General features: G+C 58.1%; 6 protein-coding genes. 2 read left to right on the forward strand and 4 right to left on the reverse strand.

The features are described from left to right. Positions 1–275: 275 nt before the first annotated feature. The 4 genes from ACFPU0_RS11690 to ACFPU0_RS11705 all read right to left on the reverse strand — a co-directional run bounded on the left by ACFPU0_RS11690 (position 276) and on the right by ACFPU0_RS11705 (position 10149). Positions 276–3920 (reverse strand): hypothetical protein, encoded by a 3645-nt coding sequence (locus ACFPU0_RS11690; RefSeq protein ID WP_377693157.1) that lies wholly within the window; start codon positions 3918–3920, stop codon positions 276–278. Positions 3921–4194: 274 nt separating this feature from the next. Next, complete coding sequence (locus tag ACFPU0_RS11695) at positions 4195–6405, reverse strand: DEAD/DEAH box helicase (protein ID WP_377693217.1); 2211 nt, start codon at positions 6403–6405, stop codon at positions 4195–4197. After that, positions 6380–7675, reverse strand: a complete 1296-nt coding sequence (locus ACFPU0_RS11700; RefSeq protein WP_377693158.1) for an ATP-binding protein — start codon at positions 7673–7675, stop codon at positions 6380–6382. The genes ACFPU0_RS11695 and ACFPU0_RS11700 overlap by 26 nt, the downstream gene beginning before the upstream one ends. Next, positions 7672–10149, reverse strand: a complete 2478-nt coding sequence (locus tag ACFPU0_RS11705) for a TerB N-terminal domain-containing protein (protein ID WP_377693159.1) — start codon at positions 10147–10149, stop codon at positions 7672–7674. The genes ACFPU0_RS11700 and ACFPU0_RS11705 overlap by 4 nt, the downstream gene beginning before the upstream one ends. 399 nt (positions 10150–10548) lie before the next feature. Here ACFPU0_RS11705 and ACFPU0_RS11710 point away from each other — a divergent pair, with 399 nt between their 5' ends. Both ACFPU0_RS11710 and ACFPU0_RS11715 read left to right on the forward strand, forming a co-directional pair. Beyond that, positions 10549–12252 carry a hypothetical protein gene (locus ACFPU0_RS11710; RefSeq protein WP_377693160.1) on the forward strand — a complete coding sequence of 568 codons (1704 nt, stop codon included), beginning with the start codon at positions 10549–10551 and terminating at the stop codon, positions 12250–12252. Further along, a complete protein-coding gene (locus tag ACFPU0_RS11715; RefSeq protein WP_377693161.1) occupies positions 12249–13970 on the forward strand; it encodes a hypothetical protein in 1722 nt (573 codons plus the stop codon). Before ACFPU0_RS11710 ends, ACFPU0_RS11715 begins: the two co-directional genes overlap by 4 nt. Positions 13971–13979: the final 9 nt, after the last annotated feature.

A 13979-nucleotide genomic window follows, 5' to 3' on the forward strand; every position in this document is an offset into this window, starting at 1 on the left:
GGCTTAGCGCTTCTGCCCGATGGATCATCGAAATGAACAGCCACCGCGACTAGATCTAAATCCGTCGTCATTTCAATGGCTGAAGAACAGAGGCGCTACTCCCCTCATGGCACGGCCGTCACTAAACATTCTTCGATCGGCGGCGGTTGAGCGCCACTATTTTGTTTGTCCGCTGGGCTTGTTCGATCAATTCATCCACGTCTGCCAGAGCTTCGCGAGCCACCCTACCAGCCGTACGGCGAACTACCGAGTCAACACCGCCAGTATGGTAACAGTCAGTCTGTCAGAGGATGTCCCATCTGTGCGGTCGACTGAGTCGTTGGAGCGGCCGCGTCAGCCATCTGAGGCCGCGAGCCCTTAAGGTCAACAATCAAGAACGCCACCGCGACCTCCCGGTGGTCGACACGATAGGTCGCGATATACCCGCTTGTCTCGTAATCGGGAGGCCCCAGAGACTCGCAACCGAGGTATATGAGCCCCGAAGGCACCTCGTGTTCGAGCATTTGTTCGACATACTCGAGGAGAGGATTGAGCTCCTTCGCGTAAGAGTAAGTGACGTGGAAATAGATGTCACAGATGCCGTACGACAACAGCTTGTCGAAATGCTTCTTGATATTTGTCCGGTCAAGCCCGGAGCAGACGAGCGCCTCATAGATAGATATTTCCTGACCAGATACCCGGATAACAGCGTCCCGTTCGCCGGGATTGCCATTTGCAGTGACGCCACCGAGCGCCTGGTCAGCCACATCCCACTTGGCCACTGCGAGCGAAGCCCCCAGCACCTCCCTCATGGCGGTGTTGAGGTCGTCCTCCAACCTTGCCTCGTCCTCCGGATTTTTCCGGTCACGTAACATCGCCGCCATGTGTTGAAGTGCGGCAACTGCACGTGAGACTTGCCGTATGAGATAGCCTCGAACTCCGCGGCCTGGGGGGCCGAGTACGTCACCAACCTGGGAAGGCGGAAGCTCGGTCAACTGTTGCAAGGCGGCCCGGATGGATGAAATCGAATCGACGACGACTGATGCCGAAGCGACACTGGGCGTAGCGTCACCAGCTTGGAGGTCGTTCTTGAGCGCAATAAGTCGGTCGTCAGTACCGAACTCTGTGATGGCTGCGTCCAATATCGCCATTGCCTCGCCCCGGAGCCCTATCTCGGACTTTGCAAGTACGGCGACGAGTTCGAGGTCTGGGTTTCGCTTCTCCTGACGACGCGCAGCCACGCTCTCCAATGCATCCTCGGGCCTTTGCAAGGCCAGCATGAGAAGCGCACGGTTGGCTAGTAAGTTGCTGCTGGCTTGCTTCTCGTCCACGGCAACCACAGCATTCATTTCCGCAAGCAGGCCCTCGCCGGTAATCTTGTCCGCACCGGTCAACGGATGAAGGTTGGGCCCCAAAAGCTGCTGAATGGCAACCGCAAAGATGTTGTCCTTATATGAAGAGGCCGCACCAGGACGCGCTGCGAGTCGCTGCAGCACGATCCGAGCACCTGCCAAATCGCCGTTCGGGCGCAGCAGTTGGGAAGTAGCTCTGTAGAATTCCAGTTGGTCTTGCGCTTGTCGCGTCGTGGGCACATCCAGCGTCGCCGGGACGACTGCTCCATCGAGTGCAGTCCAGTTCTTCTCCTGCAGAAGCAGTTGAAGTCCGAGGCCAAAAAGGCCAAGCCGGAACTGCGGTGGCGCGCGGTCCAAGTCCCGCTCGGCTTCATCCATATGCTCACGGGCAAGCTCGTATTCGCCAGCGACCAACAAGGACTCGATGCGGTGCTGCAGTTCGGGCCAGGTCCAAAGCGCTGAAGCCTCTCCTGGCGTCAGCTGCCGCAACCTCGCTTGGATGCTGGGCTTTGCCGCCGCAGGGAGGTATTGGCAAAGCTCGGCAAGTAGCACCGGGTCGTCAGACTGGGTAAGCGCTTGCAGCATGCCTTCCTGATGACTGCCGTCGAGCCGTCGCCATGCGGCCGCTATGTCTTCGGCCGGCGAGCCCTCTTCACGTGCAAGGATGCGGTTTGGGCTGTACCTGTCAGTGAGGGCTCCGACGCGCCCTTTCTCGGTATGCTCAATGACACTGCGCGAAATGAGCGCTTGGAGCGCGTCACAAAGCTCCGTCGGCACGGCTCCGTCAGTCCAACCGGCCGCAGCGCGCGCGAGCAACCGCACGTGCCCTCTTAGGGTTTGAGCAATGGAGAAGCGCAAGGATGGCCTCTCACCGTCCGGCGTCTCTCGCAGCAGCTTTGTGCTATCGAATGGGACTAAGAGCGCATCGCGGTCGGACACGGATTGTCCGAATGCAGTCGTGACGAGTCGCGTGGCCAGTTCTGCGGACAAGCTGGACGCGTCGGTCCAATCCAGGGTCAGGTCGCGCGCAAACTTTGAGTAAAGTGCGACGATTGACGAAGCGTCGATAGCGGGCGCGTTCGAAAGGCAATCCAATCCGTAGAGCACTCCCGCAAACCGCGCCCGGGGCACGTTGTCCTCATAGGCCGCCTGGCCTATGAGGTGCTGCAGTACAGCAGACTGAAGTGCTTCATTTCCCCTTGCGACGATCCCGAGAAGCTGTCGCCCGACGTTCCTCCTCGAATCTGCAATTGCCCGCTTACCACCAGCGTCGTTGTCATAGCACCAGGTAAGCAAAGACGCGCATTCCTCAAGGTCAAGCGTGCCCTTGTCCAAGTGATAGCCCAGGAGCGACAGCGCGTCTTGGACCACAAACGCCTTGGTCTGGGCTTCACGACTCAGGTTGCGGTCACTATGCCGCCCTGATTCCGGGCGCCACTCAATGGCCAACTTGGCAGCAAGGCAGGCAGTGCACTGATGCATCAGCATGTCTACCAATAACGCTGGTGCGGCTTCGACTCGGAACAGGAATTGCTGCAATGCCATCGGATGGTCAACTGCGAACGATAAAGCCGTCGACGCTGCAGCCGTGATGCTGGGTCCGATGTCGGTCTTCTCAAGCTCGGAGCAAAGCAGGCCAAATGCAAAGCTGACCGTGTTCGCGCCGAGCCGTTCCATCATGAGATGTTCGACCTCGGGCCATTTCAGCCAGTCCACCCGAGACACCAGAGTCCGTGGCGGCACTTTCCTCGGAGACCCGGCATAGCGCACTCGGTCCTGCGGAATTGCAAACGTCGTTTCGAGCACGTCCGCGTATCGCGCGGCATCATTGTCCCAGGTGCCCCAAAGGGCCTGGCACTCCAAGGCCCGATGAGCCGCCTCGCGGCAGTACCGCATCTCAGTGGGCCCCCAGCCCATGTCCCATCTGCCGGCACCGCCAAGGACGTCACACCACACAGACCACTCCAAGAAGGCTCTATCTACAGCCTCGGCATCAGCTTCCAGCAATGCTGACGCACAACTAGCCTCGTCCGCGAGAGGCTGCGGGCACAGTCGTTCCCAAAGCCGGCATGCAAGCCAGTCCGGATCCTTAGTAGGAATGTGCAATTCAAGCCAGTTCTCGGCCCTTATCCTGGCTGCAAGCGCTTGAGCGTGGGTAGGAGGCGTATCCGTCTTCGCAATGAGCTGAGCCTTGGCGAGCCCCGTCAGAAAGGTCTTCGTGCTTGGGCTCGGATAGTTGATGTGCGAGAACGTACCTGGAGGCGCGCTCTGCATAATCCAACGGCCGCCGTCAAAGAACACCCAGCCCTTACGCGCGAGGTCGTCGAACGTGGGGCCGCCGTCAGCAATGCGCTGCTCCGATTCGTCCCAGTTCTTGGCAACGTCCTTTGCGCCGCCCAGATACTCCAATCGGTAGTGCTGGCACAAGTCGAGGATGCTCAGCTCGTCGACCACTCCGTTCGGCCCGAAGACAGGACGCTGGTGACTCGAACGCGACAACCAGCGCTGGAACATCAGCCTCAGATCGAGGCGTACCTGCAGCGGCGCCCACATCCCCTCCAGTGGACGCACCTCTTCGAATCCGACCAAGGTTTTCCCTCTCTTGTGTCCCGGCCACGCATGTTACTCCAGGACGCTGCTGTATCACGACAAACGGCGCAGCCCACTGCTAGCCGTGGGAGCCAAAAGAAGCCAACTCCGCCCTCTTCCGCTTCGCTCTTATCCACGGCAATAACTCCGCGATCAAGGCCACGGCCAAGCGCTGTGCCAAATTGCTGCCACGCAGCAAGCGCGACCTAATGCACGCCATTGTCGACAGCAGCGAGCCACTCCGGCTGGTCAAATCCGTTTTTAGTGCAGACTGTCAGCTGTGATTTCTCGACAGCTCCACCGCCAAGGCCTTTGCGCCGTCCAAATCCAGTTGCATCCTGGCGTACGACTGCATGAGTATCCCGGGCGGGAGTGCCCAGTCCCATTTCTCCTGCACCATGTTCTGCACGTCGGCCAGAATTGTGGACTCATCAATACCGTCCCATCCGGCGATCTCGCGCAGACTGCTCTCAAGCGATGCCCGATCCCCCTCGACCTCAATGACCAGACCGGCGTTTTCACTGGGCACTCCGGTATGCGTTAGCAAGATGGCCAGCGCATCGTTCGTCCAATCGCCTTGCCAGGTGAACAGGTAAGTCTTGCCTCCGCTTTCCGTCATGCTCGAATGCGCCAGCCCCAGCTCCGAAAATGCGCCGCGCGCCTGAGCCAGAAGCTCTTGGGCGGTGGTATCGAGATAGGGGTAAGCATCAGTCTCGAGCAAGACCGTCTTCATCTCTTGCCTGACTCGACCATGTACACGTGCGCCAAGCCCGTCGAAGGATGGAGGAGCCCCTCCCGGATCCGGCCTTACGGCAATGACCTTGGCCTCGGTATCCACATCCGTGACACGCCAGCGTCGCCCGGCGAAAATTATGCGCTGATCGACTGTCAGCGGCCGGGAAACGGGCAACGCTCCCAGTGCTTTGCCATCGCACACCAGGCGAAATTCCTCGTTGCTCACGAAGGCGCTGTAGAAGTCGTAGTGATTAATCATGCGCTCCCCCAGTACGCCGGGCAGCAACAGGCCTGACGCCTCCTGGGTAATCAAATCGCGCTCGCCAAGAGAACGAAGCAGACTCAAGAAGCTGCCCTGCTCCAACCCGGCGAAGGGACCACTCCGAATAAGCGTGTTCCAGATATCTGCGGCTGTTGCACCTCCGCGCTGAGCAATCACCGAGAGGCATTGCTGTACCAGCGTCGACAAATGCAGGCCCTGAACGCGGGGCGGTTCGAACCAGCCCTGCATCAGTAACCGGATCATGGCGATGCTTTGTACCAGGCCCTGGCGCAACCGATCGGACAGTGGCGAGCCATCGTCCAACTGACGCTCCTTGCAGTAACTACGGAGAATCGCCGCCTCGCCTGGGCGGCGACCGGATCGACCCAAGCGCTGGCGCAGGCTGGCGACCGATGGCGGTGGTCCGATCTGCGCAACCGTCTTGATGCTGCCGATGTCGACCCCCAGTTCCAAGGTCGTGGTGCAAACGGCAGTGGCGGGTTGGCCACCGACTTTCAGTGCCTTTTCAGTTTCCTCTCGGATGTCCTTCGCCAAGCTCCCGTGATGCGGCCAGAACTCATTCGGAACGCCATCCTGTTCACACTGCCGCCGCAGGTTATCGGCAAACCACTCTACCTGGGCGCGACTGTTGGGGAAGATGAGGTTGTTGCTGCCTCGTAGCACCTGGAAGAGGTGCTCTGCAATGGCATGGTCCGCGGAAAACACCTCTTCACCTTCAAGTGGTTTCGAGAAGTCTTGTCGGGACTCCGCGTACCCCCTGATCTGAACCTTCAGTACCTGGCCACTCCCCTTGGACTCGATCACTGATACTTGATGGGGAGCACCCGGACGCAAGAAAGCAGCAGCCAGTGTCATGTCGCCCAGCGTAGCGGACAAACCAACCCTGGGCAGAGGGCGCTCAATGATCGTTTCCACGCGATGCATCAGGGACTGCAGTTGCTTGCCTCGCTCGCTACCGATGAAGGCATGCAGCTCATCCACCACCAGGTACCGCAGGTTCGCAAACAACCCTGCGAGGCTGGTTCCCCGGTTCACGAACAGCGCTTCGAGTGACTCCGGTGTGATCAGCAGAATGCCTTCCGGAGATTTGAGAAAGCGATGCTTGCGGCTTGCCGAGATATCCCCATGCCAGGCGATGACAGGCAGTTCGAGCTCATCGCAAAGCCTGGTCAAGCGGTCCCACTGATCGTTGATCAGTGCCTTCAGGGGGCTGATATACAACACCGCCCCGGGTGAGTCCTGCCCCTGCAGGAGATTGGTAAGAATGGGCAGAAAGGCAGCTTCGGTTTTCCCAGCTGCCGTCGCGGCCGCGATGATGACATCTTGGTCTGCCCCCAGGAGCGCGGGGATAGCGCGTTCCTGGGCGTCCCGCAGTGAGGTCCAGCCCTCTGACCATATCCAGCGTTGGATTCTTGGCTCGAGTAACTCGAAGCCTGCGGACTCAGAGTTGGAAGGTGGCAAGCTCATCATCGGCATCCACTTGGGTGTCGGACTCACCACCTCGATCCTGTGCAATCTCTACCGCGCCCAGTAGCGTTCGCCAATCAGCCCCCGGGTTCTGTTCCAGCACCGCGAGCAGGTTGATGAATGCGGTGATGGTCGTCCGCGGAGTGCGGAAGTACGCCTCCCCCAAGCGCTGATTACAGTGGGCCATGAACAGCGGCAATGCCTCATTGGGTAGCAGATAGCGCTCGCTCTCGCCTGCCGCATAGACATGGCGCAGCTTCTGCAACAGCACATAGAAATCTTCAGGCGTCAGGCTGGCCAGGCGGATCACCGGCCCTGACAGATCCACCAATCCCGACTTGGCGAAGTTGTTTTCCGCCAGGCGCGACTGCAAAGCCGGGTAGCTGTAGAGCCCGCGACGGGTATCCATGAGGAACTCGGGCGTACCGCCTAGCACGAAGCCAAGTCCCTCCGCAGAGCCCTGCAGAGAGTCGTTGAGGATGCGCAGAATCTGCTCGTAGTTGGCGTTGCGCGCTTGTGTGTTGGACAGTTTGTACAGGTTGACCAGCTCGTCGAGGCACACCATCAGGCCGCCGAAACCTGCCAGCCGAACGAACCGCGCGAGCAGCTTGAGCTGATCGTAAACAGATGCATCGTCAACGATGGTTCGCACACCCAGCGCAGCACGGGCATCAGTCTTGGTGGTGAACTCGCCACGCAACCAGCGAATCGCATCTGCCTTGAGCTGCTCGTTGCCCTCGTCGAAGCCTTTGCAGTAAGCAGCAATCACATCGGCGAAATCGTAACCGTTGACCATCTCCGTAAGTTGAGCGAGGTGCTCACGAATCACCGCCTCACTGTCTTGCCCAGTAGACTTGGCCTCGGTCTTCGCCTGTGCGATGAACTTTTCGACGATTCCCTGCAGAGCACCACCGTCAGGTTTGGTTCGAGTAGACAGGTTCTTGGCCAGCTCGGCATACAGCGAACGAGCCTGACCGCCAGTGGCATGTAGGCGGCGATCCGGGTTCAGGTCCGCATGCATGGTGACGAGCTTGCGCTCCATCGCAATCGATCGCACCAGATTGAGGAAGAACGTCTTGCCCGCCCCATACTCGCCAATCACTACCCGGAACGCGGAGCCACTATCCGCGAGGCGCTCCACGTCACGGATGAGTGCCTCGAGTTCCCCAACGCGCCCCACCTGAATCAGGTGCTGACCTGCACGCGGCACTACGCCAGCGCGCAGGGACTGGATGACCGCATCGCGATCCTTGGCTCTGATGCTGCTCATAGCGGTAGTTTTTCCATGATCTCAGGGTTGATTTCGAAGGGGTCATCCCCCTCAGTTACCGGCATGTCGAACTGCTCGAAACCCATGTCGTTGATCTGCTCCAAGGCTCCGTCGAGCATGAGTTCCATGTCGCTAGCAACCGCTTCCAACTCATCTCGTGCCCATTCGGCACGGGAAACAAGCACACGCAGGAAGGCCGAGTGATCGGCATCCAAGCCGCAAATGCTGGAAGAGTCCTCGACGGCCTCCTCAACGACTGTCTCCTCAAGTTCAGCAGGCTGCTCGTCAATGAAGACCTGTGCCAGCAGCGCAGACACTTGTTCCGTTTCACGCTGCAGCTGAGCAATGCGCTCATGGTCCAATGCAAACCCACCAGCGGGCTTCGATGGAGTTGATCCAGGTACAGAAGGCGTTGCCGGCGACGAGCCGACCGGACTGCCACTGGCTGCCACATGAAGGTCGCTATACAGCGACTGCGAGTCCAACTGCAGAGTCTTATAGACACGTTCAAGCAGCTTCACTTCCGCAGGGCTGACCTCGCCGTCAGCCTGGGCCAGGTGAGCAAGAAACGCAGCTACGACTCTCCTCGCCGGCTCAGCCAGTGGTTCCAGCTTTTTCTTCAGGCTTTGCAGAGTGGGCGGCTGGTTCAGCTGCAGACGCAGATGGGCTTTCAAGCGCTTGCGATGCGCACCGCTCAGGTGATTCCAGGAGTCGACATGCTGAGATAGCAGCATGATTTCCTTCGGCGACGTGTCACCATCGGCTGCCGCCACTGCACAGGCAAGATCCAGAGTGACAGAGGCAGCAGCGTAAGCTGGCGATGCACGCAGATCACCGTCTTCCGCCTGGGTCGCAAAAAGCGCCACGCTGTCCTCAGCCTTGGGCGTTCTACTGCCAGCCAATACATCCGGCTCAATGCCGATGTGCAAGGACTCCAACGCCCGAGCGAGCGTCAGCACTTTGTCTCTCGATAAGGTACCCGCACTTTGCAGCCGACCTGCCAGCTCACCGAAGCTCATGACCACCATGCCATCGCCAATGCGTTGCTTCAGCTCATCGAGCGCTGCACGGGCACTTTCCGGCCACAGACTAACGGGTAGCTGCAGAAGTCCTTCCAACGCATCTGGAGCATCAGGGTTGCGGCCGAGATAACGGCTGTAGGGCTCCAACAGCACCGTGCATTCGTCGACCAACTGCTGCAGCTTCTTCCGGACTGCAGAGGTGGCGGTGACATCCGGAATGCCAGACAAGCCATCCAGCTCCTGGGGAGGCAGGCCCGCAGAGGCGGTGTTGTACTGGAGCCGCAGGCGCGTCTTGTTCTGAGGAAGCACGATGCCTGCACCATGGCGTTCCTCATATCGCATGCGGAACAACGGGGCGAATGCCTCCCCACAGCGGGTCACAGGTGTCCGCTTTCCAATGTTGTGATCGGACAGTACCCAAGCCAATGCCCAGTCGGCCGGCAGAGGCTGCTTGTCGACAGCCAACTGCCCCAGACCGATGCGCAGCTCCATAGGCATTTCGTAGCCGTAAGGCAACGGCGCCGGCGGTGCATCCAGGTAGCGCCGAGCAGCCACCTTGCCCTGACAGAGGAAGTCGATGAAACGGCTGGCGTAGGTGTTGAACGAATGGTTCTCGTCGTAGACCGAGAGCAGCCTTTCGACCTCAGCAATGATGGTCGGGATCTCGGAAGCCGCGTCGGGATCGTGCTTCGCATCGACGAATACCCTGCGCTCCAGACCGTAGAAGAACAGGAACACGTAGCCGATGTTGGCATGTGGCGCCTTTCGGCCACTGGATAGCCATTGCAGATAGGCGCGCCGGGCTTCCGGGGAAATGCTGTCATAGCTCGGCCAGTAGGAAGTGAGACGCTCGGCGATATCAACGATCCCCCGCGCGACCTTCAGCTTTGGGTTGATCAGTGAGGGTTCCGAGGAACCATAGCGGCTGCTCCGATCCTCGCCGACGTAGATCAAGCCACCTGGGATTTTCTCGCCGGCAATCTCGATGGGTTCGCCGGCAGAAAGCCAGCGCACCTTGGAACCAGTCAGATCCGCCGGCGCGCTGGGAATTCGATGAGAAGATCGCTCCACCACCTCAAGCGTCACGGTGAACAGCTCGGAGCTATCCAACTTCGTAGCCGTCGGAGCTTTTTGTACACGGGAAGTTGAGGCGGCCTCCTGTGGCACAACCTCCGCCAAAGAAAACGTCAACTCACCGTGCGCAGATCTAGCGGCAGCAACTGACCGGTCTGTCCTCAGGGAAGGCTGCCGCTTGGCCGGAGGAGGAGGCTCAACCGAGGACTTATTGGTGGCCTTTGCGACCAACCAGATTCCCACACCAACGATGGCCACGCCGCCCAGCAGAAACCACACCATCTTGGGAACGGAAGCGAGCAGGCCTATCAAGATGGCCCCAAGGACTAATACGCCGGATGTGCCGGACTTACTGCTCTTTCTGCGCTTCCTTGCCATGCTCACTGCGCTCTCTTGTTGATACAGGCCGATTGCCAGTATTGAAGATTAAAGCTGCTCCGCCAACTCCCCAGATGCCTGCAATGCCACCCATCTAGCGTAATAGTCACATCTGAGCCTGGATCATGGACGAGTCAAGGTCGATTGGGGGCAAAATACCACCACCTCGAATGGCAGCTTTGGCCGAAAACTGCCGTTGACCAAATGAAGGGGCCAGTCCCCGCCTGGAAGACGCTGATGGGCATCTTTGAGGCGTCATCGCCGCAAGTCCAGTAGGCAATCAATGACCTCTACCACCCCGGCGCCGCCAAGGCAGGTCCGTTTGCAATCACCCGAGATTTCATGCAGTTTGCAGGATCACTGGTAAGTCGTTCATCGCAAAGGTAGTGGAGACTGGCCGTGGGGCATAGCAAGCTAAGCATGGCAATTCGGGCATTGCGCGAAGGTCGATGGGCCGATTACGACGTGATAGCTCGGGATCTTCTTTCTGGTGGCGGCCAGGACAAGCTTTGGGAGGGTATAGCTGCCGCTCACCCCACCGAACTCAACCTGATTGATACGATCATTAACTGGCCAATCGAAAAGGTGCGAACCTGCTGCAGTCGCGTTTTTCCCGCGATCGGCAAGCTGCCCTCATTGCCACTTGCAGATGCATTGCGCCTCCTAGCGTACGCGTCAAAATTGGGTTCATCCTTCGGTTATACGTGCGTGCAACACTTGCGTCCTCATATCGCTAAGCAACCCTCACTTGGGCTTGAGATCGGAGAGAATCTAAGATCGTCCAGCGAAGCCAATGAAGCATCCCAACGTTTATGGGCCTCCGCTTTCGCTCCTGCTTCCCCACGGGCTGCTGCTGAATATGCACTGACGCTGACGACAGGGAATGGTTTCGGTGCCCACCTGCTTGTTTATCTGATTCAAATGCTGCCGGCTGACTCGCTGGACGCTCAATTGACGCTTACATCTCAAGAGAAGGATATCTCCGACCTCCTGTTCAGCTGCACAGCGGAACTAGGACAATCAGCGTGGGCAGCATTGGCTTGCTTTATGGATATTTCCCCCACCTCTATGGGCCACCTCCTTGTAGCGCTGGACGCAGGTAAACCAAATGCTGCCATAGCAATGTCTAATGCACTGTATAACCTCAAGCAGCCGACAGTGGGAGTCACCAAGGAGCCCCTTGAGCGTATCGTTCAGCGCCTACTTTCAGTCGCGTTGAAGGATGAGCAAGTGTGCCACCATGTCGACAATGCCATCGAAAGCTTGCTTTATGGGGAGTCGCTGCGTCCTCACGCCGTTTCGTGTCTCCATGAGCTCTGCACTGCCGAGTGCAGGGTGGCTGAGCAATTCAGCAGCACATTTGCAGCGCTTAGCGACAATGCAGAAGACTTCGCCTGCATTCTGACCTCTTGGCTTCTCCGACCAGATGCCAGCTTTGATGCGATCAGGAGTCTCCTTTCACGCTGCTCATCTGGACAGGCTTCAGTTGGACTCGATTCCGACGCCTTTGTCAAAGCAGGCTCGGAACGGCGAATCAAGGCCGCAAGACGACTATTGGGCTTAACACTTAACGGCCCAACGTTGTGCCAGTTCATAGGTACCATTACGGAGATGTCAGCGCTTGGGGAGGAACGGATTGATCTCGGACAGCAAATGCTGCAGGTCCTATTCGATGAATACCCAGCAGCGACTGATGAGTTCTTGAAAGAAAAGGCAAAAACCTGTACTCGATCAGCGCCTGAAGCCGAAGCCTACAGAAAGGTTTACGCCAGCGTACTTCGGTGGCACCGAGTGTTAAGGCGTCTTCCGTCACTCAATGAGCTTCGTCCGAATGATAGCGAGCTGCATATCCTAAGGACGCTCAAACATCGCTTAAACCGCGCGATACTCCGCGACGCAGCCGAACGCTCTATCTTCGCCAACTTGGTCAGTGGCGTTCATGTAGCCCAGGGCCGAAAAGTCGTGATCCGCACGCCCTACGGTTCACCGCAGATCGTTCCAATGAATGAAGCCAGCCATTCTATTGAACTGCCGTCCAGCGAGCTTGCGGACCCTATGCGTGGACAACTTCAGCGCATCCACTTGCTAAGAGACGCGCGATGAACACCAGCCTCCGTCTGCTTCTGGAAGACTTTCTGGGACTCATGCGGGAAGAAGGCGAACTAGATGCTTTCCTGCCATTGCTGATGTCCGGCATGGGCCACGAGGTGGTCTATCGGGCCCAAAAGGGACCGCGCCAGTATGGAGTCGATATCTCCTCTGTTGGTCCCGATAGCGATGGTGAAACCAAGCTATTTCTTTGGCTTGTCAAATGTGGAGACATCGGTCGAACTGAGTGGAACTCGGGCCCACAAGCCATTAGACAGTCCATTGAGGATGTTGAGGATGTCTACCTGCGAAGCCATGTCGCACCGGAATTTCAGCAGCTCAAGAAGAAGCTTCTGGTTGTCACAAACGGCGATTTCAAAGCCAGCTTGAACGAAACCATAGCTGGATACCTCGAATCCTGGTGTGCAAGGAATGGGACAGAAGCCGAGCAAGTGAATGGCTCAACGCTGGCGTTCTGGACCGAGCAGTTTCTGCTGAATGAGTACATTTTGCCTGCCGATAGCCGCACTCTTCTTCGGCGGATGCTGGCTAACGTCGTGTCGCCGGACCTCTGTGCTTCTGTCGGACGTGTCTTAATTGATCAGTTGGTCAGTAGTGCCACTGCGCCGGCCAAAACCAAAGGCGCCAAAGCGAAGAAGTTGCTCACAAATCTACGTGGCATCCGAACGGCATTGAGTGTCCTGCAGATCTGGGCACAGGGCGAGAAGAACCTCTTGGCGCCATACAGGCTTGCCGAGTACGCAGTGTTAGCAGTTTGGGCAGGATTACATGATGAGATGCTTGCCGGCAATGCGGCCATAGCTAAAGAATTTGCTCAGCTGTTGGCACAGCTGTCGAACGTCGCGGACGCTTATCACGAGCGCCTGGAACCGTACTACGTGGTGCAGGATGCGTTCGCTAATGCTTTGCCGGACAGCCTGCTCGTGTCCAAAGCAGTCTTCGATGAGTTGGGGCGACTAGGTCTGCAAGGCTGCCTCTGCTCGCTGCAAGTGGAGCAGACCGAGGAAACACTGATGATCGCGCAGTGCTACGCACGCCGAATTGAATCTTTGCTACAGACCCATAGTTGCAGTGCGCTGCCGGCTTATGACCATCATTCAGCAAACATTCACATGGCCCTGCTGTTGTTGGCTACAACCAACCGAATCGACGAAGCACGACAGTGGGTGCGCCGGCTGTGTCAACGACTTAGCTACGCCACCAACCTCCGCAGGTTCATGCCTATGTCGGCTCCCTTTGAGGAGGCGATATTGATTCGGCAAGGAGAGGAGGAGATGGCCGACGAGTTCTGCTCCACCTCTACCCTAATTCCTATCTTGCTGACATGGACCGCATCGCTCGGCATGCAAGACAGTTACTCGTTCTTGCGCGATCACGTCGTCCCCAGCGCAAAGGGCACAACACCAAATTTCTGGAACGCAGATAAAGGGTACGATTCGATTGTCTCAGACCCTGGTATGTTGCATGCGCATGGTGCTGGTGAGGCCATTGGTGACATCCCAGAGGTACCTGAAGAATTCTTGCGAGCAATGTCGGAGGGGCTGAGCGAAATTGAGCCAATCGAGTCATCTGCCTGGTATCAACTAGATGCCCACTTTATCCCCATGCTGGCTGGCATCCATTGGCAGAGTCAGCTACCACGTCAGTTTCTCGTCCGACAGGCAGCGCGCGCTCTAGTGCGATCTAACCCGCCAGAATCAGCAGATACGTAAATGGAAATG

Origin of the sequence: Pseudomonas sp. GCM10022186 (genome assembly GCF_042656385.1) — a bacterium.
Taxonomy (GTDB): domain Bacteria; phylum Pseudomonadota; class Gammaproteobacteria; order Pseudomonadales; family Pseudomonadaceae; genus Metapseudomonas.